Raw genomic sequence first — 23,452 nt, 5'->3', positions numbered from 1 at the left:
ACTGATCCGACAAGGGGTGAGTAATCAAAAATGAATCCATCATACGCTTTACACGAAACGCTCGAGGTCCATGAAATAGCGGCGTTCAAGACCGTCTGCCTGACGAAATCCAAAACGATGCAGGTTCTGGTGTCCGACCCGGAACTGCAGCAAATCCTGAAGCATGACGTTCAAGTATCCACGCAGCACCTTCAGGATCTAAGCACACTTTTATCCAAATCGCAGCAGGGGAGATGATACGATGAACCCGATCCTGGAACGCATGACAGGGATGAATACCCTGACCGATGAAGTTATTGCCATGGATTTTCTGATCACTGCCAAAAGCGGAGTCCGAAACTACGCCATGGCCGTCACCGAATGCGCCACGCCTGAATTCAAATCCGTTCTGATCAAGCAGCTTGAAGAAGCCATAGACCTGTATGAATTGATTGCCGATTATACGGTGCGGCGAGGCTTGTATCACCCATACAATCTTAAAGATCAAGTTCAACTGGATCTGCAAAACATTCAGACCGCTCTGAATATTCAGTCCTGAATGCACCGACTGCTCCTCTAAGCTAAAGGGAGCAGTCGGGCCTTATCGGCGGAAACCTTCCGCTTACATATTTCTTCATCCTGGCGTCAGGCCGAGAGCTGGGCGAATGTACAATAAACCGATTATGAGGTGCGTTTCAATGGACGCTTCGAACGGGATGTGTGAATGGTTCTGACCCGCTGCAGCTTCTTTTTGGCCGGTTTCAGGACTTTGTTCTTCGCTGCGCGCTGGCGCTTGAGCAGTTTTACCCGCTTACGGGAACGATATTTCGCGCGGATTAATCTGAGCTTTCTCAGTCTTAATCTTCGCCGCAGCCGCAGCTTCCTTCTCAGTCTCAATCTTCTCAGCAACCGAATCAATCTGCGGCGTTTCCGTCCGTGCGGCTTTACGGGAGCCACCTCCGGTACTTCCACTTGCGGGGCGGGGATTTCAAGAACCGGCGGATCGGGAATCGGAATTTCCGGAGCGGGTGGCTCAGGCGGCGCAATCGCCTGTTCTTCCTGCGGCGGGGGCGGCGGGTCTAACGGGATGATTGATTCCGGGACAGAAGCAGGTACTGGTATAAATCCCGGGGCCCAGGGAGTCATGGCAAGAAATTTTTGGTAGAGCGGCGCAGCGGGCGAATCTTCATTCCACCATTTTCCATCCCCGGCGAAATGTACTATTTTATTCTCCAAATCGAGCTCGGGGTGAGCGAACGTATTAAACCGCAGATCTAGCTGCACATAGTTTAAGCTGTACAGGGCATTCAGAATATCCTGGTCAGGCATCGTTATCGACGGAAAAGTGCGCATGAAACCGAGCATTTCTTGATACCAGGTCTCTCTGCTGCGGATATTGTTCAAATGAAACAGAATGACTCCCGAGTTAAAATACAGCTCCGCGTTAAGCCCAAGCGAAACAAAGTACTCCATCAAATTTTCGCCCTGATCCCGCACTGCGCCTAAATACTGTCCTCCCAGATCAACACTCCACAATTCGTTAATATCCATATTGACCAGAATGTCGCAGTCCAGATAAATAACCCTGTCGGCCTGAATAATCTGCGGGAGCAGCAGACGGTACATACTGGCTATTGTCCAATAGTCAATTTTATTCACGCCGGCCGCAACTTCAAGAAAATCTCCGGGAATTGTAACACGATAAAAAAAGATGTTGTGATGAAACGCATCGACGAGCTGAGTGAGCCTTAACTTGTTCTCATCGCTTAGTGAATCATCATGGACAATGTGGACATTGATCGTCTGCTGGGTATTGGAAAAGATGGATGCAAGAACAACACCCGCATGCTCTGCGTATCTTCCGTCCCTATCGTTGATAGTCAAAACCAGCTCAATCATTTTTCCGGATTCACCTGCCCTTAAAGTATGTTTTTGCATAGTCACATGATGCATTTGACCCTTTAAGTGTATGTAAAACCCAGAAACTGGTTTGGACTATTCCCCAAGAGTTGCCCGATTTATTTATAATCATTCTGTGAACTGGCATTAAAGCTTGCAGCTGTTGCCCTGTTTTCCATCTTCTTTGCCGGCCACAGCAAGCGCCCGAGAAGCATTCCCGCCGCACCGATCAGCGCGATCACGAGGCCGAAGCCAGCGAAAATCCGCCGAGGTCCCGCCAGATCGACCAGCGCACCGCCCAGCAGCGGAGCGACAATCATTACGACACTCAGCACCATGCTCTGAATTCCGAATACCCTGCCCGTCATATGTGGAGGTGTTTCTTTTTGCAGGCAGTAATTGAAGGCGATCATGAACATCCCGTTTCCGGCGCCCATAAGCAGTCCCAGCAGCAGCACGGGAAGCGGGGAGGCGCCAATCGGAAGCAGGCCCAGCCCTCCGATGGCCGCGCCGATCAGCGCATAGCCTCCGCCCAGTCTGGACCCATAGCCTGCGCCGCGCCCGATCTTGTTCATGGCGGCGATCGTCAGCACCGCTCCCGCCCCCGCCGCCGACACCAGCCAGCCGAGCAGATATTCCTTATCCGGGGCAAGAGTGCGGAACAGACTGGCGAACTGAAAATCAACCATCTGGATCGACAAGGCGCCCAGCAGACCGAACAGCATCGTATTGCGCAGCAGCCTGCTGCCGAAAATAAAGCTCCAGCCTTCCTTCCACATTGCCCGCGCCGAAAGCGGCTTCCCGCCGGGAGCTTGCTCCTCTGCGTCCATGGTAGCTTGGTCCCCTGCTTTCATCCGTTCATCAATATACGCACCTGTGCTCTCATTTGCATCAGCGTTCTTTATGGACAGCAGCAGCACATACGAAAACAGCCGCATGCAGGCATTCAGCGCAATGCACCAGGCGGGCGAAAGGGCAGCCAGGGCGACTCCGCCGAGCAAGGGACCGGCGATTTTGGAGCCCTGTGTGACGAAACCATTGAGGGATGCGGCCTGAAGCAGCTGATCCTCCCGGACAATTCTTCGGGTGAGCGACTGCTGGGCCGGCACATTCAGCGCCGAGACGGCCGACCGCAGCGCAAGCAGCGGCAGCAGCCAGAATATGCCGGGAGCGAGCAGCACCGCGGCGGTGAGCACGGCGGTAAGCAGATCGCACAGGCGCATCAGCTTCAGCTTGTTCAGCCGGTCGGCGACTACTCCAGCCACTGAGCCCAGCACGATTCCCGGCAGCGCCAGGCTGACGGGAATGAGCGCCAGCAGCAGCGGACCGGCCTGCCAGCGATAGGCGACCAGCACCTGAATCGCCAGACTGTCGAACCAGCTGCCAAATTCTGCCGCCGCATATGCCGTATATAAGCGCATAAAGATTTTGTTACCAAGCAGGCCGCGACCAGCCCGCGTCTCCATTTTGGTTAAAGGGGCTTCGATACTCATTGTAATATTCCTCCATCCGGCTGTACCCGCCTTTCAATACGCCGAGTATACCGCCGGTTTGTCAGAGAAATATCAGAAGACGGGCCCCCCCTCTGCCTGGCTGCGCAACATGCCGTCCGGACATTCCGCTTCGGCATCACATCTTAAAAAAGTTGTCCAGCACCGCTTCGATCCGGACCATATTTCCGGGCAGCCCGCAGCGCGCCTGCTCTTCCGCGAACACTGCCCCGTACTTCCCCAATATCTCATCCCTGCCTGCGAACGCAAACTTCCGGGAGAAATGCGCGATCCGGTAAAGCCCAAACAGCCGTATAGGCACGAATCCGGAAAGATCCAGCACCCCCAGTCCCTCATCAAGCAGCGCTTCGCCGGCGCGCCGTTCATTCTTCCGCAGCATCCAAAGCCCTTTGAGAATGGTAAAGACGCCGATTTCCCGCAAGAAAGGCTTCTTCTTGAGAAGGCCCTCAACCGCTTCCGCCATTCTTTGCATCTCCCCGTCCGGAGTTCCCATCATCAGGTGGATGTAAAACTCAACGTTGGCAGCGGGCGTGTCGAAGTTTTCATAGCCCGGTTCCGCAATGACCCTTCGGGTCAGCTTCAACCGCTCCAGCGCCTTCTCCGGCTTCCCCACCAGCGCGTACAGATCGAGAATATTGAGAATTTCCATTTCGCGCTGCTGGGATGAAGGCAGCCGTTTCGCCTCAAGCACCCGCTCGCAATAATTCAAACTGTCCTCGGGCTCCCCCGCGAACATATAGAACAGCAGCAGCCAGTATACCCGCTCGGGACCCGGTATTTTCCCGCCGCTGAGTAGCCACTCCAGATCGCCTTGCACAAAACGCAAGTAAACGGAGTAAAACGGGTCCATCTCATAGCCCAAAACATCCTGCTGACGGGCAAGCGCCAGCATCGATTTCCCCTGCCCGTATTGATGGTATTTGGCGAAGACCTCCCGCATCTTTTCCCGCAGCTCCGCGTCATGCGCGGATGGGCTGACATCGACGCTCGCGGCCGGCTCCCGCACGGTCAGGCAGTATCCGAACCCCCGGACCGTGCGGATCGAAATACCCTCAATGGGGCCGAGCTTCTTGCGCAATCGGTAAATGTGGTCGTCCACAGTGCGTTCCACCGGATATTCGAGCGGCCATACGCTGTCCAGAAGCTGCTCCCGGCTGAACGCGCGCCCCCGATTGCGGTACAGGAACCGCAGCAGGGCAAACTCCTTGGCGAATAATTCAACCGATATTCCCCCGGCGGATACCGTATACCCGTTTTCTTTCAATTCCAGAATCATGCCGATCCACCCACTTTCCTGCCGAGACTCTCTTCCCGCTATTATAACAGGCCCCTGCCGTGAGGCTCCAGCCAAGAAGAAAGCCTAACGGCGTCCTTGAAGGACGCAAGTAGTTTCACGTAGAAATTTTGAACAAAAAGACAACTCCTGAAGAATTCAGGAGCCACCTTGGGGGTCACAGTTCAAGCCTGGAAGTGAGGGATGTTCATATTAGCGCAGCGTCTTCAGCGCGCCGCTCCAAGCAAGCACTTGATCCAGCATGCCGTTTACGTTCGTCAGGTGAAAATCGCTAGGCTTGAATACCTGCCCGTTTTCGAAATCGGTGAAGAGGGATAAAGCTGCATGGATTCGAACGTCCGCTACGGACAGTTCACCCAGAATTCCGCGAAGATGCTCAGCCGCACGGGCACCGCCTACAGAGCCGTAGCTTACAATCCCCGCCGCTTTGTTGTTCCATGCCTCTCGTGCATAATCGAGGGCGTTCTTGAGCGCGCCCGTAATGCTGTGATTGTACTCCTGAACGATAAACACGAAGCCGTCCAGGGAACCCAGCTTTTCATTCCAGGCAGCCGCTTGTACGGCAGCATCGGCTTCTCCAAGCAATGGAAGCTTGTAATCAGCGATATCTACAATTTCATAATTGGCATCGCCGCGCTGGTCGGCGATACGTTTTACCCATTCGCCTACTTGCGGACTTAAACGGCCCTGACGCGTACTTCCCAGAATAATTCCGATATTTAACTTTGACATTAGAGTTCCTCCTCAGAATATGAATGTATTTTTTAAAAATATATTAATCAGCGGGCGGTTTGACCGCCATCCACCGGGAAGGTTTGCCCCGCCGCAAAGCTTGCTCCGGAAGAGGATAAGAAAACGACCATTTCCGCAATCTCTTCAGGTTGGGCCATTCGCGCAGCAGGAACATTTGCCAATACAACTTTTCGGGTTTCCGGATCATCCAGCCACTCCTTAATCATAGGGGTTTCAGTGAGTCCTGGCGCTACCCCATTTACCCGAATCCCTTGCGAAGCATACTCGATGCCCGCCGCTTTGGTCAGGCCTACCACGCCATGTTTCGCCGCCACGTAAGGAGCCATGAACGGATCTGCGATGAGTCCCGCGATAGACGCCGTATTTACAATCGTACCGCCGCCGGACTTCAGCATCATTTCAATCTCATATTTCATCATCAGAAATACACCTTTAAGATCGACTGCAATCGTTCTGTCAAAATCATTCTCATCCATCTCAATAAAAGGTTTGGAAGGCGGCAGGACGCCGGCATTATTAAATGCATGATCCAGGCGGCCGAACCGGTTAACCGTTTGTTCAACCAAAGCCGCGGCTTGCTCCTTATCCGATACATCTGTTTTGTAAAAAACAGCCTCTCCTCCCGCTTCTTCAATCAGCTTAACCGTTTCGCTGCTTCTTTCATCTACATCGCCGATGGCTATCGCCGCCCCGCGTTTCGCGAATGCAAGCGCCGCGGCGCGGCCGATTCCCGTTGCGGCTCCTGTAATGAGCACTACTTTGTTCTCAAAATCCCGTAAAGTTGTCATGTCTGAATCCTCCTTGGAAAAAATTAATTTACTCCGTCAACGATGATTAATACTCTTCCGCTAACTTTTCCGTCATCAAATTTTTGATGGACGGCTGCCAGTTCGCTAAGCTTTGTTCTTTCCGTAATAACAGGCTTCAGTACCCCCGCATCGAGTAATTCAGCGATTTGTGTTAATTGCTCCGCATCGGGGTGAGAGTTTAATCGAACGGCTTTTACTCCCAGTTCTTTCGCTATAGTTTCATCTGCGGGAGATACGGCGGATATGAACGTTCCACCTTCGTTTAGCAGCTGCAGAAGGTTACTTATTTCATCTTTGCCGGCAGGTGAGAGATTAAAGATTACATCCACCTTGTTCTTCAATGCTTCAACAACGGACTGTTTTTTATAATCAATGATTTCATCGATGCCCAGCTGTTCAAGCATGGAAAAGCTTTTTTCAGACGCCGTACCAATGACGTAGGCACCCTTCCATTTTGCCAATTGCACGGCTAACGTTCCCACTCCCCCTGCTGCGGCCGTAATAAGCACACGCTGACCGGACTTCAGACGGCCGTAATCGAATAAGGCTTGCCAGGCAGTTAACGCTACGCTTGGTACGGCGGCCGATTCGTGCAAGTCAAATGTCTTGGGTGCATGAGCGATATGAACAGCTTTGCTGACGACGTACTCTGCAGCGGCACCATTCCTTGTCACATCAAGATAAGCGAAAACATTGTCTCCTTCCCGAAACGTTGTAACGGAGTCGCCCGCTTTCACAACGGTGCCCGATACATTCACAGATGGTGTAAAGGGAAGTTCGATCGGCAAGAATTGCTTGAATGCCCCCGAACGCAATTTTGCATCAAACGGATTAAATGAGGTGGCGGCAACTTTAATCAGCACTTCATCCTCGGTTACTTCCGGAACGGGTGCATCTTCATACCGGATAACATCCGCTCCTCCATATTGATGAAATCTCGCTGCTTTCATGAATGGATTTGTCGTCATAATAACAACCTCTTTCTTATAGTAGATTTGTACTCACCGATTCGAGATCATTCTCAATTACAGATTCAATACCGCATCCAGCGAATATGCCCCTGCACCGATCAAAGCGATTCCGATGGCTACCACGATCAAGACAGCGTTATATTCATAGCCGTTGGCCGTTACCCACAATCCGTTCTTGCCATGCACTTTAACGATGGCGCCGAGCATGGTCAGCGTAATGAACAAGGCGGCAAGCGGAGTAAATAGTCCGAGAGCAAAAAGAACACCTCCGAGCAGCTCGAGCAGTCCCGCCAGCACTGCCATGAATACGCCCGGTTTAATCCCGACCGAATCCATCCAGCCTCCCGTTCCTTTCGGGCCATAACCGCCGAACCAGCCAAACAGCTTTTGAGCGCCATGCCCGATGAACAACAGCCCCACTACCAAACGAACCAACAGTAATCCCAATGCTACCATCTAAATCATCTCCTATTATTTTGGGTTTAATAATCTTTATTTAAAGATATTTGACAAAAATCGATAGAAATCTCTTATCTTTTAGGGTAAAGAGGATAATTCACCTTGGAAGGAACCTTGATGAAGATCAGGCGCAGCGTGTCTTGATCAGACGAGTTCATTATTTCCATCTCCGTATCGGCTTCCACGGCTTTAATGATGAAATCTTTGTGCCGAAAAGGTACGGGCTCCTTCGATGCTCCTGACTCTCCCCATGTTCCTTGCCCGCGAATGGCTAAAGCCGTTAAAGTATAGCCGGCTGGCACTTTTTGTACATATCGGGCACCGCCGCCTATTTCAACATCCCACATTTCGCTGTCTGTGACCAATTGAACGGGAGCGCCGGGACCAATAACCGTCTTTACGGTAAATCCGGCTTCGCTCGTTTCCTGCGGAAAATCTTCATGTGCATACTGCCGGTAAGTTGGCTTTCTCCGAAACGCTTCCGTCAAATCCGGCTCGAACCATATTTGAAAAAGCTCCGAATCGGCACTCAGCCTTTCTTGATGACTTACGCCTGAGCCTGTTTGCATGACCTGGGCCCCGCCTGCACCTACGGCGCTGTCCGTACCCAAGGTATCCCCGTGAAAGGCATTGCCCTCCACCACATAAGTCAAAATCTCAAAGCCTTGATGGGGGTGCAGACCGATCTTGGCTTCGGTGCTTGAAGTGGCCCATGCCCAATAGAATAAGGGACCCACCCGTCTGATCACCGATCCTTCGCCCGAAAAGCCAATCGGCTTTTGTTCTTTGATTTTCCCGCCGTCAAATTCGCCTTTTCCCTGCATAGCAGGGGTATACACCATGGTTTGCATAATGCACAGCCTCCTAATTGGATTTTTAAACTGTAGCAGCGGTTAGCCTAAATCTTTCGCCTGTTTCCCCAGTTTTTTGAGCAGTACAATCGCTTCTTGCTGTTCATCTTGGGAAATCCCCTTCATTAGAGAATGGATTTTAGCGGCATGTTCGGGAAAGATCCGATTAAACAAATCATTTCCGGCGTCTGTAATTTCAGCATAGATCACTCTCCGGTCTTCATGGGATGGCACGCGTCTTAGCAGATTTTTCTTCTCCAGCTTGTCGATATTGTAGGTTATACTTCCGCTTGTGATTAAAATCTTTTCTCCAATCTGCTGCATGGGAATTTTCCCCTTGGCATACAGCACTTCGAGAATCGCAAATTCGGAAGGTGACAATCCGTACTGCCTGACATCCTTTATAGCTTGATCCGAAATCGCTTTGTAAGCCTTGGATAGAACAACAAACAGCTTAAGGGAAGTCGCTTGAGCGTCGTCCAATTGATTGGGCATTGAATCACCTCCTGCATATATCTTTGACTCAAATATCTTGATTAAAAACTTCTTTAATCCAAATGTCTTTTATTTAAGATAAATATACGACGTGAATCCGTTATTGTCAACAACAATATGAGAAAAAACTTTACGTACGCTGCGTTTCAACTCGACTAATGGCAAGCGATCACCAGTGTCAAAAAAACAGCCAGGCGGAAAGTCCCGCCTGACTGCTCTTAAAAGGCCGAATTAATCGGTCATGCCGCACCTTTTATTATCCGGCCATATTGTTAATCGAATCCTGTTCGGAAAAGACGGAAATGTGGTCGACTTTACCGGTAGATTTCGGAATCACGAATTTCAATTGGTACTGGGTACCCGCCTTGTAAATATAGATACTGTCGTTCCCGCTGGTCTTCGTGTCGTCCGGCCTGCCGAGCGCGCCTTCAATCTGCTGCAGTGTCAACTGCTGCAAATCGGCGGCGCTGGAACGGACATCAAAGATCAGACTGCCTTTGTTGAACCCGATCACCGCATGCCTCACGCTGTACGTGGCGTAGATGCCTTTGCCCGCCCCCTCTTCCTTGTCCGGCTCGCCCCAAGTCTTCTTCACATCGTCGATGAGATCCGTATGCGCGGCGAACGGAATGCCCGGCGCTTTGCCCTGCTTGGCAAGCTCAAGCAGCTCTTGGAGCAGCGCAGCCGTATTCGCATCGCCGCCGGGGGCAGGCGATGATGCCGATGTCGGTGCGGCGGAAACGCCCGGACTGCCCGATGGGGCAGCATCGCTGGCTGCCGGAGAGGCTGTTGCAGTTGCCGGAGCGGACGCTGCGGCAGCCGAAGGCGGTACAGACGGCAAGGCAGTCGCGGATGGCGGCGGGGAAGCTACTCCGCCGTCTCCGGAACTGCATGCGGCAACGCCCAGCATTCCCGTGAGCATGATGCTTGCCGCTATCATTTTGATATACTTTTTCATATGTGTCATCTCCCAGCTGATCTTTACAGTCTTGGATCTATTCCTATCCTTAACAGACGGAACACATACGGAAAGGTTGCAGCATTGGGAGCGCCAAGCACGTAAGGCCTTAATCTGCGCCGTAAAATGCAGGAAAAACCACCCTTACTGTAGAACTATGTAGAATCACAAGGACGATATAAATACTATTTATTCTTTTTAAAACCAACAACGTACAAATCGGCTCCTACAAATTCGAGTTCGGCAAAAAATTCAACGTCCAGCCGATCTACGTCACTCTGCTCACGCTGGCGCATCAGAACCACAAGCGTCTGAACGCTTAAATCCGGACTTATCCTGAAAAAATGCTGCCTAACGCCGTCCCTTGCGGGATGGCTTTTATTTTAAGCCTGGCTGCGGCTCCCATAACCGCTCCACCTTCACAAGCCGCGTCCCATCGAACTCCAGCTTATAAATATCCGGCTTGGTCGTCGACAACAAGAAATCAAATCCGTACGCTTTATCGTAATAGTGCATGATAATCGCCATGATATTGCCGTGGGTTCCAATTGCAATGTTGCTCTCTGCATACTCCCGAAGCAGCCGCTCCATAATCGGCACGGCTCGTTCCTCGGCTTCCTTGTGGCTCTCTCCGCCGTCAAGCTTGAAATGCCTGTCTTCATAAGAACGGCGGATCGCAACCAGCAATTCTTCATCCCCAAATTCCCTGTCCAACGTTCCAAATGCTCTTTCCCTCAGTTCCTCGCACAGCTCAATCTCCTTACCCGCCTCTTCCGCCAAAGGCTGCATGGTAGCGACCGCCCTCGCATAGGGGCTGGATACAAAATGCGCAATATCCTCGTTCTTCAACATCTCCTTCACTCTGCCCGCATCGGCGGCCCCTTGCTGCGAAAGGCCACGGTTCCGCTCCTGCCCGGGCAGATACGGCGAAACGGCATGTCTGATCATATAAATACGGGTATGCATTTCTGATAACTCCTTTTGGCGTCCGGTTATTTTTTCCAAAGTATTCCGTTTACTACATTCGGCGGTGCGGCTGCATTTCCTGCGGATAGTCTCTTCTTCCTTCGCTTTCGGATCGTCCCTTTCACTGTTCAGACACGCACGCTCCCCCATGAACCGGAAAATCTCCTGCTCATCCTCCCGTTTCAGCAACTTCCAGCCCGATATAGCGGAATTTCTCCAGCTTATTTTGCCATTTTGGCCCACAGAAGTGAAAGTAGAGCAAATAAGGCGGAAGAATTCCCGTTCGTCATGTTAATACCATCTTCGGAACCCTACCTTCGAGCATCTCCTTTGCCCAGCTCCTGTCAAAACGGATGTGAAATGTAAAACGAAAATTAAATGTGAAAAAATGGATTTACACCTTTCCAAAAAGATGATACGATTCAGGTAAACTAACAGTTTACTTTTAGAACCGGGGGTGTACGAATGGATCGGGCCACACGCAAAGAGACCATCTCGGCTCTTCATCAAGAGAATATTTTGCATGCCGCGGAGCAGTTGTTCGCGGAAAAAGGCATTGCGGCCACGACGATGGACGATATTGCCAAGAGTGCCGAATACAGCAAGCGCACGGTGTACCTTCAGTTCCCGAGCAAGGAGGAAATACACGACCGGATCGTCTTAAAAGGGTTCTTGCAGCTCAAGGAGCATCTTCTGCGAAGCGTTGACGGCCATGAGGGCTTTTTGCTCAAATATCGCGCCCTTTGCACCAGCCTGATGGCTTTCTATGAGGCATCTCCCTTTCTCTTCGCTCGGATTGTCGATTTTCAGACCCAGCCGCTGGACAGCCCGGATTTGCCGCAGGTGAAGAAGGATATTTTCAGTGTCGGAGAGGAGATTAACGCCGCGCTGGGGGAGATGGTCTGGAGGGGAATCGCGGAAGGCGCAGTGATGCCGTGTACGCGAATCAAGGAAACTATTCTGATCTATTGGAGCAGCTTGTCCTCGCTCATAATTTTGGCTAACCGCAAAAGCAGCTATATTTCCGAGACAATGGGCACGACGCCGAAAGGGCTGCTGGAATACGGCTGCAATCTGCTGCTGCGTATGCTTGTGAAGGAGGAGGAACATGGCGACAAAACGGCTGCTGGCCATTAAGGGTGGCCCCAGACCGGACGGAATCACGGCGAAGATGCTGCAAATTGCCGTCCAGACGGCGAAGACGGCGGGCTGGGAGACGGACATCTGCGACTTGTATAAGGTGAACATTAACGCCTGCAAAGGCTGCCCGGACTGCCGGGCAACCGGAATCTGCCCTCCCGGCGGCGAGCTTGCCGGGCTGTGGGAGCGGCTGGCTTCCAGCGATCTGGTTATATTGTCCGCGCCCACCTATTACGCCAATGTGCCTGGACAGGTCAAGCTCATGTTCGACAGGCTGGCGGGTAAGGCGATGGACCGCAGCGGCGGGGGCATTGCTCCAAGGCCTACTCTGTCCAAAAGCCAGCAGTACCTGCTGATGACCGCGTGCAACACGCCGTACCCGCTCAACCTGGTTCTCCGTCAGAGCTCGGCCTGCCTCGCCGCCATGAACGAGTTTTTCCATATCTCAGGTATGACCTGCCGAGGAAAGATCGTCTGTCCGGGCGCCAAGAAGCTGACGGAGGTTCCAGCCAAGCTGGCTTCGCGTATTCAAAGCTTTTTTTAATCCAATATAGCATTTCATTTAGGAGGTTACTCTGTGAAGAAGAAACTGCTGATAGTCGTTGGTCTTATTCTGCTCGTAGGGATTGGTTCGGGGCTTACTTATCTGTATCAGGTGCGCAGCTATCAAAACAAGATTAAGAATCTCACCATATCCGATGTCCCTTTCTCCCGTCTGGCCGATGGCACTTATGTCGGAGAATACGATGTGCGTTTTATCGACGCCAAAGTTCAGGTTAGCGTGCAGAACGGCAAAGTGACCAAGATCGACCTGCTGAAACATAAGAACGGGCATGGTGCTCCCGCCGAAGCTATTCTTAAAGAAATCGTCGCCAAACAGACGCTGGAGGTGGATGCCGTCAGCGGCGCGAGCAATTCCAGCAAGGTTTTGAAAAAGGCGGTAGAGATCGCGCTTGTTCAAGGCGAGAAATAATCTTCTCAAATTCCCTTCCGCCAAGACGACCTGTACGCCTCCGAACAAAAGAAGCTGCCCTCAGCCTATTAACGGCGGGGCAGCTTCTTTTTATCAACAGCAACCTAGTTTAGCCCTCCTTCATAAGCTCCCCGATCCTCCGGCGCAGCCGCTTAATCTCCTCCAGCAGCGCCGCGTTCTCATCGTCACTCTCCGGCGTTTCGGCCTGAATGAGCTGTGTAAGCCTAAGCTGCAGGACGCCAAGCTCATCCTCTGCGGCCCGTTCCCGTTCCGTCATCATATGCTCCCGGTCTTTGGACAGATACTCTTCATAGGTTCCGGGAAACTGCATCGGGAAGCGTCCGCGCTCCAGCACCGCCAGCCGGTTGGCGATATTCGACAGTAAATACCGGTCATGCGTGACGAGCAGCAGCGCGCCCGGATAGGACTGTAAAGCCTCCTCAATGACCTCTCTTGTCTCAATGTCGAGATAATTGGTCGGTTCGTCCAGCACCAGGAGATTGGCCCTGCCGAAATATAGACGCAGGAAGGCAACGCGGCATTTCTCCCCCAGGCTTAAATTGCCGATAAGCTTGAAGGCGTCTTCCCGTGAAAATAAGAAGCAGCCCAAAATCGTCCTTGCCTCCGTCACCGTCATTTCGGGGAGCCCAAGCAGGCTGTCCAGAAGGGTAGAGGAGGAATCAAGCTGCTCCAGCTCTTGGGCAAAATAACCGACCGTCGTCTGCGGATGCAGAGCGACCGTCCCGCCGGTCGGCGTGTATAATCCCGCCAGAAGCTTCAGCAGGGTCGACTTGCCGGACCCGTTCGGTCCGATCAAGCCGATCCGGTCCCCCCGGCGGACCGTAAAGCTGAAGTCCTTCAGCAAAGGACCTTCGCCCGGATACGCAAATTCCGCATGTTCCGTCCTCAGCAGCGTTCCGGCGGTGAATTCCCCTCCTGTGAGCCGCATGTTCAGCTTGGCGCTTTCCCGCGGCTCTGCCGTGCGGTCCCGGTTCAGCCGCTCCAGCGCCGCTTCCTTCGCATGCAGGCGGGACACGTTCTTCTTCGACTTCGCCCGCAGAAAATCGTTCTGCCCGGCGGAGCGGTGCGCCTGCTGAAACCATTCCGCATACCGCCGGATGGCTTCCTCGAGCTTTTTCTTCTCCAACTCTTGTTTCCTGTACCGCGCTTCCTGTTCCCTGGCCTCCACGGCCTTCTGTTCACGGTACTGCGTATACCCTCCGGAGTAACGTCTGCCGCCGTCCGGCCTCAGCTCCAGCACGGAGGTCGCCGTGCGGTCGATAAAGCGGCGGTCATGCGAGACGTACAGCACAGTGCCGGAATAGCCGGATACCCACCCTTCCAGCCATTCCATCGTTTCCGCGTCAAGATGATTGGTTGGCTCATCCAGCATCAGCAGTTTCGGCTGACGGGCCAGCAGCTGGGCAAGCTGCACCCGCGTCTTCTGCCCGCCGCTCAAGGACCGGTAGGGCAGATCCCAGATTTCCTGCGGAAGATTCAGCTGCCGCAGCGCTTTTTCCGCCTTCGCCTCCCAACCGTAGCCGTCCACTCGCAGATAGTCCTCGTAGGCCTCGCCGTATTCGGCCAGCATGGCCTCCTCTGCTCCTCCGCCGCTTTGGAGTCTGCCGCCGAGCTGTTCCAGCCGGGCTTTCAGCCGCGCCGCTTCGGCGTTCCCTTCCAGGACAAGCCGGCGGGCGGTCATTCCTTCCCGGGGCTCAAGCTGCTGATCCAGCAGCCCCCATTCCTGTATTGGCAGACCGCGGTACACCGAGCCTGATTCCAAAGGCACACTGCCCATCAGTCCCTTCAGCAGCGTAGTCTTCCCCGCCCCGTTGCGACCGAAGAGCGCCATGCGTTCTCCTTCGGCCAGTTCAAACGACAAATTCTGAAACAGGACGTTCCCGTTCCATTCCTTGCTTACCTCTTTCACACTCAGTACCGGCATCTATCATCCCTCCGAATTCAAATAAAAAACCGCAGCTGCCGCTGCGGTCAAAAATATCGTATGAAAGGAAGACAGATGGCACGGTTCGTTCAACGTTCAACCAATGGCAAGCCTTCTGCCAAACGGCAACAGCCATGAACAGGATCATTGCCGGGGCGATCCGCGGCAACTGTTCCTTAGCCTTTTTAAACGAAACGATTAGCGATCCCTTGAATCTCCCGAAGACATACGTATCCCTGACCATCCGCCCTCATGGGCGCACCGCGGCTTGTGCATATGCTAATCACAAGTTGGCTGGTCTTCTCAGGAAACGCATTAGTTCTTCATCGTAGGGGAGATCCTCCGTCAATTGTCCGAATTTGAATTATTCCCATTATAAACCGTCCCGTTCCCGGCTGGCAAGGGCGGCGAGCTTCGGAACGATGATTTACAGCTCCAGACCTTTAAGGATGACCTGCTTCTCCGCCGCTTCAAAAATCGTTTCAATCAACCGCAGCACACGGTGGACCTCCTCGTTCTTGACCAGCGGCTTGCTCTTTCCTTCGATCACCGAGACAAAGTTTTCATAGAAGCTCTGCTTCGTGCTCTCAGGGTTCTCGATCGGCAAGCGCAAAGTCGATTCCTCCGAAGGAGGCGCCATCGTCTTCGTGAGCCCTTGTCCCGCCTGAATCGGCTTCGGCTCGACCTTGACTACATCCGGATTATTGACCACGATCTCCCCGCTGAGATCCCAGTCGCGGATAATGGCGGTTCCTTCCGTGCCCTTGACATACCAGCGCGGCAGCTTGATGAAGTTGGTCGTTCCAACCTCGATCACGGCGGTCAGGCCGTCTTTGAAGCGGATAAAGCCGGTGAACCCGTCATCCACCTCGGTGCCGAGAATGGTGCTTAATTCGGAGCTGACGCTGTCGATTTTGCTGCCGGTGAGCAGCAGAAGCTGATCAAGCAGATGGACGCCCCAATCCAGCAGCATACCGCCGCCGTACGCCTTGAGCTGGCGCCAGTCGCCGGGAATGCCGTTGGCTCCCTGAACGCGGGACTCCAGATGAAACACCTCGCCGATCTTTTTCTTCTGGATGATATCCTGAATAATGAGAAAATCTTCGTCCCAGCGCCGGTTCTGGTGCACCATGAAGATGCGGTCCTCTTCCTTGGCTACAGCGATAATATCAAGCAGATCGGCACTGTTTATAGTCACCGGTTTTTCACAAATCACATGCTTTCCTGATTTCAGCGCCTGAATGGCGATGGTCTTGTGGACATCGTTAGGGGTCGCAATCAGCACGACATCGACGGTTTCATCAGATAAGACCGCTTCCAAACTGTCATAAGTCTTAAAGCCCTTGGCCGCAGCCAGTTCCATCCGGTAGTCGACCAGATCATAGACGCCGGTTACCGCCAGATGCTCGGACGGCTCAATTAACTGCACATGGTAGCTGCCCATTCCCCCGAACCCTACAATGACAAGACTGTACGTTTTCTGCTCCATTCTTTATCCTTTCCTTTCCGCGTGTGGTACTGGAACTTTCGCAAGTTCTATTTTTGTTCCATTACATTTTACACCGTTTCCATTCGTACAGGAATTGTACCAATCCACAAAAAATTGATGCCTCCGCTTGGAACAGCCATTATACTTGGTTGAAAAACAGTTAGACCCGACTATCCCCTTGGAAGGATGCGAACGCATATGAACACCCTGTTATTTGTCACGGATTTGTATTACGAAGCCAAAGGGCGCACTTACTATGAGGAAGATTTGTTTCTGACTTCCAGGCTCAGAGAGTCGTTCGCGCTCACGATTTGCCATCCGCAGGACATTCATGCTTTTGAGAAAAATTATGATCTCATCGTTATCCGAAATGCCGGGCCCGTCGCCCATTTCAAGGACAAGTATTGGTCGTTTCGCGAAAGAGCGGCTGCGAATACATATAAAACGTATAATTCGTTTAACGGCAAAGGCGATATGAACGGGAAGGAATATCTATTGGAGCTTACCAAGGCAGGATATCCCGTCATCCCGACCATTGATGATATTGAGCGGATTGACGATTTGCCGCAAGTTCCGAGCTACATTTCCAAGCCAAAGGACGGGGCCGACTCCATAGGTCTTGAGATTGTATCCTTCAATGATTTATCATCCAAACTTAATGCCGGCGAACGGAGTGTTCTGATTCAACCGTTCATTGATTTCGAATATGAGGTCTCGTTTTATTTTATCTTAAGGCTGTGTTAGACAATAATGTTGATATAGTATATAAACCTCGAAATCATATTATAATAAGGTTTCGAGGTGCATTATGAGCGATAGAGTAAGCGTAAGAAGTTTAAAAGCAGAGATAGCCAATCTTAATAACTCTCAGTTGGAACAATTGTTTAACTACATAGGAGAGATGTTAACTGTAAGTTCGTTTAGAGCTAATCTTAATAAAGATTTTAGAGAATCAAGATTTTCAAAGGGGGAAGTATGCCCTCATTGTCAATCTACTTATGTTGTTAAAAACGGCAACCTAAACGGCAAACAAAGATATCTTTGTCGTGATTGTAAGAAGTCATTTAATGACCTAACTAAATCTGCTTTATCTTGCACTAAATTACCGATAGATGCATGGCTAACTTATGCTCAAGGTATGATTTTAGGCTTATCTATAAGGGAAAATGCTGAAAAAATTGGGGTATGCGTAAAGACCTCATTTTATATGCGTCACAAAATCCTTGATTGTATCAGAGTATTTATGGGTACTGGATTTGTTGATGGCGTTGTTGAAATGGATGAATGCTTTATACCCGAAAGTTATAAGGGGAACCATAAAAAGAGTGGTTTTGTAATGCCTAGACCTTCTAGGAAAAGAGGAAAACAAGTTAAGAAACGTGGTATAAGTAATGAACAGATTTGTATTGTTACAGCTATAGACAGAAATAATAACATAATCCTTGAACCTATCTGTAAAGGTAGGGTAACTTCTGATGCCCTTGAAGCACTTTATAAAGAGCATGTAGATTCAGAATGTATTATCTGCACAGATAGCCACAAATCCTATATACAGTTTGCCAAAGACCTTGAACTAGACCATAAAAGAATTATGAGAGGTCGTTATAAAAATGGAATCTATCACATAAACCATGTTAATAGTTTGCATAGCAACTTAAAGGTTTGGATGTACAGATTTAAAGGTGTTGCAACTAAATTCCTTTCGAATTATATGGCTTGGTACAAGTGGCTCCAGAGTTTTAATGATGAAAAAGAACTTATAAGGACTAAAAATATGCTAATTCATAGTGTAGTTCCTTTTGTTGATACTCGAATTTGTAGTTATCATGGGAGAGAGGCTGTTTTCATTTAACATGCAAAATACTCCATTTATTCGAAAATAAGTTATAATATATATCAAGTAAATCACAATGGTATTATAGCATTCAATAGTCAGCAATAAATAGGAATTTGTAGTGGAGATTATTTATATAACAGAAAGGGCGAAAAAATGAGTGCAATTGGTAGAATATCCGAAATTATCGACCTTGCGCAAATAACGGATAGAATGGAATTTATTTTCAATTCAGTTATTGATTGTGATGCTTATATAAGAAATAAAATTGAATATGAAGTAAACGGTCGTATCATACCTGCCTTCCTGCTTATTCCAAAAGGTGAAGCACCGTTCCCAGCAGTTTTGGTTAATCATCAACACCATAGTCAACGAAATTGGGGCAAAAGTGAAGTTTGCGGATTGGTTGGTGACCCATTACAAGATTTTGGAAGCAAGCTTGCTTGTGCAGGTTTTGTAGTAATTGCGCCAGATGCAATATGTTTCGAGGAACGAAGAGTAAATGCGAGAGGCACTGAAGAAAACCACACAGAAGATGAATGGAATCATTTCCTTGCACTATGTCATGGTATTTTGACAGGGGAAACATTGGCGAAAATTTCCATAGAAGATGCTATAGGTGCAGTAAGTGTTCTTAATGGTTTGGATATTGTGGACAAAACAAAAATTGGTTGCTTAGGACATTCTTATGGTGGGAACACTACATATTTCGCAACTGCTTTTGACAAAAGAATAAGCTATGCCATGTCAAGCGGAAGCGTTGTCAGTTATAAACATCGTATGGATAACTCAATAGGAATAGAAATGTCTAGTATTATACCTGGATTTCTCAAAGAATTTGAAATTGTTGATGTAATAAAAGAAATAGCACCGAGAGATTTCTTAATTATTTGTTCTGATGAAGATAAGTATTCAAAGGATGCACCGCAAATTTATGAAATTGTAAGAAAACACTATATCTCAAGAAATGCAGAAAGGAATTTGCAGATAAAACAATATAACGGTGGTCATCAATTGACACAAGAACGCTTTGACTATATTTTAGAATGGATTACCAGCCACGCCTAATGAGCATAATACGAAGTTCGACATATTAGTATTGTACGAACTATGTTAAAATAACCCATGAAATAAATGGAAGAGAAATCTCTTCCATTTATTTTTTACCATATCAACAATTTAGTCTAACAGAGCCTATCTTAAAAGCCGAGAAGACTCCTTCTTCTATAGGGAGGAGATGAATCGGCGGTTTTTTTTGCTCCAAAGCGAACACATGTGCTATAATGGAAATGTCTTACACGAAAGGAGGTTGTGTGGCTTGTTGGTGCATAAAGCTTACAAATATCGCATCTATCCAAATCCGGAACAACGGAAACTCATCCATCAAATGTTTGGCTGTTGCCGCTTTGTCTTCAATCATTTCTTAGTCAAATGGAACGAAACCTATGAGGCAACAGGCAAAGGGTTGTCCTATAACACCTGTGCCACACAGCTTCCTGCACTCAAACAGCAATTTGAATGGTTGAAATCGGTAGATAGCATTGCTTTGCAATCGGCGGTGCGAAACGTGGCAGACAGCTTTGAACGTTTCTTCAAGAAACAAAATCAGGCTCCACGCTTCAAAAGCCGAAAGCATCCTATGCAAAGCTACACCACCAAATACACCAATGACAACATTGCTATCGACGGAAACCGACTTAAACTTCCGAAGCTTAGGTGGCTTCGCTTTGCCAACTCCAGAGCGTGTGAAGGTCGCATTCTTTCTGCTACCCTGCGGCGAAATGCGGCAGGCAAGTATTTTGTATCCATCCTCTGCGAAGTGGAAATGAAACCTCTGCCGCAGACCGATAAGGAGATTGGCATTGACCTTGGACTCAAGGAATTTGCGGTCTGCTCTGATGAGGTGCGGGTTCCCAATCCCAAAGTGTTTCGCAAAAATGAACAAAAACTTGCATTTTGGCAACGCCGCATGGCTCGCCGTAACAAAGGGGGCTCCAATTGGCAGAAAGCCAAACAGAAGGTTGCCCAAATCCATGAAAAGATCGTCAACGGCCGCCATGATTTTTTGCATCAACTCACCACGAAGCTGATTCGTGAAAACCAAACGATCAGCATCGAAAATCTGAGAGTGGCGAACATGCTCAAAAATCACCGGCTGGCCAAATCCATCGCCGATGCGTCCTGGAGTGAATTTGAACGTCAGCTTTCGTATAAAGCGGAATGGTATGGACGTACGGTGAAGGTTGCCGACACGTTCGCCCCAACGAGCCAAAGGTGTCATGTATGCGGCTATATCCATTCCGAAGTAAAGAAATTGTCTGTGCGGCAATGGGAATGTCCATCGTGCCATACCCTTCATGATCGAGATGAAAATGCCGCACATAACATCAAAAGCCTTGCTGTTTAAACATCAAGACCACCTTTCCTTTAAATATTTTGCTAAGGCAAAACCTAAAAACTCCGGGAAGATCGGTACAGATTTCCCTTTGGAAAACTGCGGGAACCGCAGGGATCGCTTGGTATACGATTTTTCGTGAGAAAATATCGATATGAATTCGCTTCAGTAGAAGGGATTACCCAAGAATCCCCCACCTCAAGTGTTAGCTAAGTGGGGGAGTGTTCAATGAGTGGAACAATCTGGATTGGGGAATACAGCGGGTGGATGCATGCCGGACGAAACAAGGAGAGCTTCTGCTGGTCGAACTTGAAGATTTGAATCCCTATCTCTCCCTGCTGGAGTTAACGCCGGACATCCGTCAAAGGTTCGTTGAGAGCTTAAAGCATTCGCTGCAAAAAGCGATTCAGGCCTGATTCTTTATAGTCCAGGGTTGTCATAGATGACTTCCGTTCCGCCAGCGAAATCGTGAATCGCCCTCCGGTCCTTCCGGACAATCACCATCACGATGCTGATAATAAAGGCAATCCCGTAAGTGTAGCTGTACAACAGCCAGCATAGCCCGTTACGCAGCAGCATCGATCCGATACCGGGTGAAGTTCCATCGAGCTTTTGAATACGGATTCCGCATATTCTTTTGCCGATTGTGCGGCCGTTCCAGAATACCGGCACAAGCACCATATAGGCGGTGGACAGAATATCTCTTGAAAGTCTTCCCTCTGTGTCTCCGCCAGTGATGAGAAAGTAAATGATCGCCGCCGGGAGCCCGAAGCAGAGACCGTCCAACACTTGGGCGCCCAGTCTAATCCAAAAGCCTGCATTCTTTTCGTCCATAAAAACGCTCCTTTGACGTGCCTGGAATAAAATGTTCGGAGATAGAGTATCACAGAACAAGCTTCGATGGCTGTTGCCAATGTTACGGCTTCTAAATACTTAGATTTAAAAAAAGCTAATCCCAAATGCCGGATTAGCTTTTTTCTTATGCCTATAAAATCGTAACGGTGCTGCTCGATCCGGTCCACTGAATCTGAACACCGAACAACAGCGGGACGCTGCTTAGCGGAATCATCAGAGTCCCGCTCTCATTACGCGAAGCAAGCATGGATACCTTCGTCCCGTTTACGGTGGCGTAGTCGGTCAGCGGCTTGTGCGATGCCGTCCGGCCGCCAGCCGTGATCGTCAGCGCCCCTTCGGAGTCCAGCCCCAGCTTAGCACCGAGCACGGATGCGGTCTCTCTAAGCGGAACATACACGCGGGAGTCTTTCACCAGAAAAGGACTGCTCAGCTTAATCGCCGTTCCGTTGTTAATGACAATCGTACCATCTACCGTCTTTTGCTCCAGTACATAGCCGTATTTTCGCGCGATGCTCTCCATATCGAGCATTGTGGAAGTGATGACCACCGTCGTATTTTTCTGCACCTGCGGAAACAGCCAGTGGATGTCGTCATTATGCATACGGATGCAGCCCGCGCTGACATACTTGCCGATCGAGGACTCTCTGTTGTTGCCGTGAATAGCGTAGGTCGTTCCTCTTGTGCCGTACGCATCCAGCCCGAGCCAACGGTCGCCAAGCGGATTGGCGGGATCGCCGCCGGGAATATGATCTTTGTAATAAGGCCGGTTTTTAATTTTATTGAAAATCTTGAAGCTGCCTTCCGGGGTCAAACTCTTCTCCTTGCCCGTCGCGACCGGGAATACCTTAACCAGCTTGCCGCCATCGAAAAAGGCCAGCTTGTTGACCTTTTTGTTTATCACGAGCATTTGAGTCCCAGCCGCATTCGCCTCTCCCGCGAAGATGCCGGTACACAGCAGCACAAGCGCAAGCATCAGACCGAGCGCTCTGCGCATGCCGGTTCCTCCGTGATTCTCTCCCCTGTTTAATTTCATTCATGTTTCCCCTCCAGCCTAATACTGCTAATTTTGTATCTCTTTATCTTATTAACGGATTGCGGAGGGAAATGTTGCCACTTTTGCGCAAAAAAATTCCGGCCCCCCACCGGAGACCGGATTACCCGTTATCTATACATCAGCCCTTGAGAATTCTCAGCATGCGGCCCGTACCTTTTTGAAATTCATAGGGGACTTGTACTTCCTCGGCCGTGCAGCCTTCTTCCCGAATGTGATTCAGCAGGTCGTCCATCTGCGCGTACCGTTCGCCCGACAGGCCGACCAGCGGATAAATGCGCAGCTCCTTTCGGGTCACACGCAGCAGCTCCCGCAGCGTCTTCAGATGAAAGTCATAATCGAGCCGGTCGCCGTACATGAACAAAAAATGCGCGGACAGCGTCAGATCGAACCGGCCGTCATCGAACGGCAGAACCGGCAGAACCGCCGGGACATACCGCTCCGGGTAACGGGCCATATCGGCCGTACATTCCTGCAGAGCGCGTTCCCGATGCTCCCGAAGCTCCTCCACGGAGGAGAAATACTCCCAATTGAAACCGGTCCGGGCTTTTTCCATTTGGTCCATCGCATGCCGGATATCCTCCAGCCCTTTCTCTTTAAGGGCCCGGATAGGATACCCGTAGGCAATGTCGGCTGACACCACCTGAACTCCGAGCGCATTCGCCCGAGCCGTAAACGCGCATGCGCCGCCCGGACAATCCAGAACGGTCCGCCCTTGAAGCTCCTCTTCGGACAGGCCGAACATCGCCATGTACTCCTCAAAGGTTCTTCCGATAAAAATAATGCGGCTTAAATCCAATCGGTTCTCTTCTAAGCTCATCTCGT

At 50.3% G+C, this 23,452-nt stretch carries 27 protein-coding genes; 10 read left to right on the top strand and 17 right to left on the bottom strand.

Annotation, left to right across the window (positions count from 1 at the left end; all coding sequences use genetic code 11):
* Positions 1-30 precede the first annotated feature (30 nt).
* A complete protein-coding gene (locus EH198_RS09770; protein ID WP_025333609.1) occupies positions 31-237 on the top strand; it encodes a hypothetical protein in 207 nt (68 codons plus the stop codon).
* A 4-nt stretch (positions 238-241) separates the two neighbouring features.
* Positions 242-538 carry a spore coat protein gene (locus tag EH198_RS09765; RefSeq protein ID WP_124695357.1) on the top strand — a complete coding sequence of 99 codons (297 nt, stop codon included), beginning with the start codon at positions 242-244 and terminating at the stop codon, positions 536-538.
* 122 nt (positions 539-660) lie between these two features.
* On the opposite strand, the gene EH198_RS09760 is transcribed toward EH198_RS09765, so the two are convergent.
* The 11 genes from EH198_RS09760 to EH198_RS09710 form a co-directional block, all read right to left on the bottom strand.
* On the bottom strand, positions 661-1,878 hold the full coding sequence (locus tag EH198_RS09760) for a glycosyltransferase family 8 protein (RefSeq protein WP_185702831.1): 1,218 nt from the start codon (positions 1,876-1,878) through the stop codon (positions 661-663).
* Between the two features lie 119 nt (positions 1,879-1,997).
* The gene (locus EH198_RS09755) at positions 1,998-3,371 is read right to left on the bottom strand and encodes an MFS transporter (protein WP_246014171.1); all 1,374 of its coding nucleotides are present in this window, start codon (positions 3,369-3,371) and stop codon (positions 1,998-2,000) included.
* Between the two features lie 136 nt (positions 3,372-3,507).
* On the bottom strand, positions 3,508-4,665 hold the full coding sequence (locus EH198_RS25335) for a winged helix-turn-helix domain-containing protein (RefSeq protein ID WP_124695355.1): 1,158 nt from the start codon (positions 4,663-4,665) through the stop codon (positions 3,508-3,510).
* Between the two features lie 210 nt (positions 4,666-4,875).
* The gene (locus EH198_RS09745) at positions 4,876-5,415 is read right to left on the bottom strand and encodes an NADPH-dependent FMN reductase (RefSeq protein WP_124695354.1); all 540 of its coding nucleotides are present in this window, start codon (positions 5,413-5,415) and stop codon (positions 4,876-4,878) included.
* Between the two features lie 47 nt (positions 5,416-5,462).
* Entirely contained in the window at positions 5,463-6,224 is a 762-nt protein-coding gene (locus tag EH198_RS09740; protein WP_124695353.1) for an SDR family NAD(P)-dependent oxidoreductase, read from the bottom strand.
* Between the two features lie 23 nt (positions 6,225-6,247).
* Positions 6,248-7,195 carry an NADP-dependent oxidoreductase gene (locus EH198_RS09735; RefSeq protein WP_185702830.1) on the bottom strand — a complete coding sequence of 316 codons (948 nt, stop codon included), beginning with the start codon at positions 7,193-7,195 and terminating at the stop codon, positions 6,248-6,250.
* 75 nt (positions 7,196-7,270) lie between these two features.
* Complete coding sequence (locus EH198_RS09730; protein ID WP_124695351.1) at positions 7,271-7,672, bottom strand: DoxX family protein; 402 nt, start codon at positions 7,670-7,672, stop codon at positions 7,271-7,273.
* Between the two features lie 74 nt (positions 7,673-7,746).
* The gene (locus EH198_RS09725; RefSeq protein ID WP_124695350.1) at positions 7,747-8,526 is read right to left on the bottom strand and encodes a pirin family protein; all 780 of its coding nucleotides are present in this window, start codon (positions 8,524-8,526) and stop codon (positions 7,747-7,749) included.
* A gap of 42 nt (positions 8,527-8,568) precedes the next feature.
* The gene (locus tag EH198_RS09720) at positions 8,569-9,021 is read right to left on the bottom strand and encodes a MarR family winged helix-turn-helix transcriptional regulator (RefSeq protein WP_124695349.1); all 453 of its coding nucleotides are present in this window, start codon (positions 9,019-9,021) and stop codon (positions 8,569-8,571) included.
* 256 nt (positions 9,022-9,277) lie between these two features.
* The gene (locus tag EH198_RS09715; protein ID WP_124695348.1) at positions 9,278-9,979 is read right to left on the bottom strand and encodes a YjgB family protein; all 702 of its coding nucleotides are present in this window, start codon (positions 9,977-9,979) and stop codon (positions 9,278-9,280) included.
* Between the two features lie 378 nt (positions 9,980-10,357).
* Positions 10,358-10,945 carry a histidine phosphatase family protein gene (locus tag EH198_RS09710; protein WP_124695347.1) on the bottom strand — a complete coding sequence of 196 codons (588 nt, stop codon included), beginning with the start codon at positions 10,943-10,945 and terminating at the stop codon, positions 10,358-10,360.
* A gap of 465 nt (positions 10,946-11,410) precedes the next feature.
* On the opposite strand from EH198_RS09710, the gene EH198_RS09705 reads away from it, so the two are divergent.
* The 3 genes from EH198_RS09705 to EH198_RS09695 are packed head-to-tail and all read left to right on the top strand — an operon-like array spanning position 11,411 to position 13,058.
* Positions 11,411-12,082 (top strand): TetR/AcrR family transcriptional regulator, encoded by a 672-nt coding sequence (locus EH198_RS09705; RefSeq protein ID WP_124695346.1) that lies wholly within the window; start codon positions 11,411-11,413, stop codon positions 12,080-12,082.
* Entirely contained in the window at positions 12,054-12,629 is a 576-nt protein-coding gene (locus EH198_RS09700) for a flavodoxin family protein (protein WP_124695345.1), read from the top strand. The genes EH198_RS09705 and EH198_RS09700 overlap by 29 nt, the downstream gene beginning before the upstream one ends.
* Before the next feature lie 33 nt (positions 12,630-12,662).
* Entirely contained in the window at positions 12,663-13,058 is a 396-nt protein-coding gene (locus EH198_RS09695; protein WP_221621506.1) for an FMN-binding protein, read from the top strand.
* Between the two features lie 109 nt (positions 13,059-13,167).
* On the opposite strand, the gene abc-f is transcribed toward EH198_RS09695, so the two are convergent.
* From abc-f to EH198_RS09680, 3 genes are all read right to left on the bottom strand, one after another.
* Entirely contained in the window at positions 13,168-15,003 is a 1,836-nt protein-coding gene (gene abc-f / locus EH198_RS09690) for a ribosomal protection-like ABC-F family protein (protein WP_124695343.1), read from the bottom strand.
* A complete protein-coding gene (locus tag EH198_RS09685) occupies positions 14,930-15,247 on the bottom strand; it encodes a hypothetical protein (protein ID WP_124695342.1) in 318 nt (105 codons plus the stop codon). The genes abc-f and EH198_RS09685 overlap by 74 nt, the downstream gene beginning before the upstream one ends.
* Positions 15,248-15,430: 183 nt before the next feature.
* Complete coding sequence (locus EH198_RS09680) at positions 15,431-16,492, bottom strand: Gfo/Idh/MocA family protein (RefSeq protein ID WP_124695341.1); 1,062 nt, start codon at positions 16,490-16,492, stop codon at positions 15,431-15,433.
* Between the two features lie 198 nt (positions 16,493-16,690).
* On the opposite strand from EH198_RS09680, the gene EH198_RS09675 reads away from it, so the two are divergent.
* From EH198_RS09675 to EH198_RS09655, 5 genes are all read left to right on the top strand, one after another.
* Positions 16,691-17,236, top strand: a complete 546-nt coding sequence (locus tag EH198_RS09675; RefSeq protein WP_124695340.1) for an ATP-grasp domain-containing protein — start codon at positions 16,691-16,693, stop codon at positions 17,234-17,236.
* 64 nt (positions 17,237-17,300) lie between these two features.
* Positions 17,301-18,344: an IS1595 family transposase gene (locus tag EH198_RS09670; RefSeq protein ID WP_124695339.1), complete on the top strand. Its 1,044-nt coding sequence runs from the start codon at positions 17,301-17,303 to the stop codon at positions 18,342-18,344.
* Between the two features lie 138 nt (positions 18,345-18,482).
* Positions 18,483-19,394, top strand: coding sequence for a prolyl oligopeptidase family serine peptidase (locus tag EH198_RS09665; protein ID WP_124695338.1), 912 nt, complete (start codon positions 18,483-18,485; stop codon positions 19,392-19,394).
* A gap of 250 nt (positions 19,395-19,644) precedes the next feature.
* Complete coding sequence (gene tnpB / locus EH198_RS09660; RefSeq protein ID WP_185702829.1) at positions 19,645-20,733, top strand: IS200/IS605 family element RNA-guided endonuclease TnpB; 1,089 nt, start codon at positions 19,645-19,647, stop codon at positions 20,731-20,733.
* 209 nt (positions 20,734-20,942) lie between these two features.
* Positions 20,943-21,137: a hypothetical protein gene (locus tag EH198_RS09655; RefSeq protein ID WP_246014170.1), complete on the top strand. Its 195-nt coding sequence runs from the start codon at positions 20,943-20,945 to the stop codon at positions 21,135-21,137.
* 4 nt (positions 21,138-21,141) lie between these two features.
* Here EH198_RS09655 and EH198_RS09650 read toward each other — a convergent pair whose 3' ends face one another.
* The 3 genes from EH198_RS09650 to EH198_RS09640 all read right to left on the bottom strand — a co-directional run bounded on the left by EH198_RS09650 (position 21,142) and on the right by EH198_RS09640 (position 23,447).
* Positions 21,142-21,555: an RDD family protein gene (locus tag EH198_RS09650; protein WP_124695337.1), complete on the bottom strand. Its 414-nt coding sequence runs from the start codon at positions 21,553-21,555 to the stop codon at positions 21,142-21,144.
* Positions 21,556-21,706: 151 nt separating this feature from the next.
* Positions 21,707-22,609 carry a L,D-transpeptidase family protein gene (locus tag EH198_RS09645; RefSeq protein WP_246014169.1) on the bottom strand — a complete coding sequence of 301 codons (903 nt, stop codon included), beginning with the start codon at positions 22,607-22,609 and terminating at the stop codon, positions 21,707-21,709.
* A gap of 139 nt (positions 22,610-22,748) precedes the next feature.
* A complete protein-coding gene (locus EH198_RS09640; RefSeq protein ID WP_124695336.1) occupies positions 22,749-23,447 on the bottom strand; it encodes a class I SAM-dependent methyltransferase in 699 nt (232 codons plus the stop codon).
* Between the last annotated feature and the right edge of the window lie 5 nt (positions 23,448-23,452).

Source organism: Paenibacillus rhizophilus (assembly GCF_003854965.1).
Taxonomy (GTDB): domain Bacteria; phylum Bacillota; class Bacilli; order Paenibacillales; family Paenibacillaceae; genus Paenibacillus_AQ; species Paenibacillus_AQ rhizophilus.
This window is presented reverse-complemented; position numbering and strand designations above follow the sequence as displayed.

Excerpts from the sequence above, each read along its gene's own strand:
- EH198_RS09705 (WP_124695346.1), top strand. The coding sequence starts at position 11,411 with ATGGATCGGGCCACACGCAAAGAGACCATCTCGGCTCTTCATCAAGAG.
- EH198_RS09735 (WP_185702830.1), bottom strand. The coding sequence starts at position 7,195 with ATGAAAGCAGCGAGATTTCATCAATATGGAGGAGCGGATGTTATCCGG.
- EH198_RS09710 (WP_124695347.1), bottom strand. The coding sequence starts at position 10,945 with ATGCATACCCGTATTTATATGATCAGACATGCCGTTTCGCCGTATCTG.
- EH198_RS09665 (WP_124695338.1), top strand. The coding sequence starts at position 18,483 with ATGAGTGCAATTGGTAGAATATCCGAAATTATCGACCTTGCGCAAATA.
- EH198_RS09730 (WP_124695351.1), bottom strand. The coding sequence starts at position 7,672 with ATGGTAGCATTGGGATTACTGTTGGTTCGTTTGGTAGTGGGGCTGTTG.
- EH198_RS09650 (WP_124695337.1), bottom strand. The coding sequence starts at position 21,555 with ATGGACGAAAAGAATGCAGGCTTTTGGATTAGACTGGGCGCCCAAGTG.
- EH198_RS09745 (WP_124695354.1), bottom strand. The coding sequence starts at position 5,415 with ATGTCAAAGTTAAATATCGGAATTATTCTGGGAAGTACGCGTCAGGGC.
- EH198_RS09755 (WP_246014171.1), bottom strand. The coding sequence starts at position 3,371 with ATGAGTATCGAAGCCCCTTTAACCAAAATGGAGACGCGGGCTGGTCGC.
- EH198_RS09680 (WP_124695341.1), bottom strand. The coding sequence starts at position 16,492 with ATGGAGCAGAAAACGTACAGTCTTGTCATTGTAGGGTTCGGGGGAATG.
- EH198_RS09765 (WP_124695357.1), top strand. The coding sequence starts at position 242 with ATGAACCCGATCCTGGAACGCATGACAGGGATGAATACCCTGACCGAT.
- EH198_RS09645 (WP_246014169.1), bottom strand. The coding sequence starts at position 22,609 with ATGAAATTAAACAGGGGAGAGAATCACGGAGGAACCGGCATGCGCAGA.
- abc-f (WP_124695343.1), bottom strand. The coding sequence starts at position 15,003 with ATGCCGGTACTGAGTGTGAAAGAGGTAAGCAAGGAATGGAACGGGAAC.
- EH198_RS09685 (WP_124695342.1), bottom strand. The coding sequence starts at position 15,247 with ATGGTCAGGGATACGTATGTCTTCGGGAGATTCAAGGGATCGCTAATC.
- EH198_RS25335 (WP_124695355.1), bottom strand. The coding sequence starts at position 4,665 with ATGATTCTGGAATTGAAAGAAAACGGGTATACGGTATCCGCCGGGGGA.
- EH198_RS09760 (WP_185702831.1), bottom strand. The coding sequence starts at position 1,878 with ATGATTGAGCTGGTTTTGACTATCAACGATAGGGACGGAAGATACGCA.
- EH198_RS09715 (WP_124695348.1), bottom strand. The coding sequence starts at position 9,979 with ATGAAAAAGTATATCAAAATGATAGCGGCAAGCATCATGCTCACGGGA.
- EH198_RS09700 (WP_124695345.1), top strand. The coding sequence starts at position 12,054 with ATGGCGACAAAACGGCTGCTGGCCATTAAGGGTGGCCCCAGACCGGAC.
- EH198_RS09720 (WP_124695349.1), bottom strand. The coding sequence starts at position 9,021 with ATGCCCAATCAATTGGACGACGCTCAAGCGACTTCCCTTAAGCTGTTT.
- EH198_RS09725 (WP_124695350.1), bottom strand. The coding sequence starts at position 8,526 with ATGCAAACCATGGTGTATACCCCTGCTATGCAGGGAAAAGGCGAATTT.
- EH198_RS09770 (WP_025333609.1), top strand. The coding sequence starts at position 31 with ATGAATCCATCATACGCTTTACACGAAACGCTCGAGGTCCATGAAATA.
- EH198_RS09740 (WP_124695353.1), bottom strand. The coding sequence starts at position 6,224 with ATGACAACTTTACGGGATTTTGAGAACAAAGTAGTGCTCATTACAGGA.
- EH198_RS09675 (WP_124695340.1), top strand. The coding sequence starts at position 16,691 with ATGAACACCCTGTTATTTGTCACGGATTTGTATTACGAAGCCAAAGGG.
- EH198_RS09640 (WP_124695336.1), bottom strand. The coding sequence starts at position 23,447 with ATGAGCTTAGAAGAGAACCGATTGGATTTAAGCCGCATTATTTTTATC.
- EH198_RS09670 (WP_124695339.1), top strand. The coding sequence starts at position 17,301 with ATGAGCGATAGAGTAAGCGTAAGAAGTTTAAAAGCAGAGATAGCCAAT.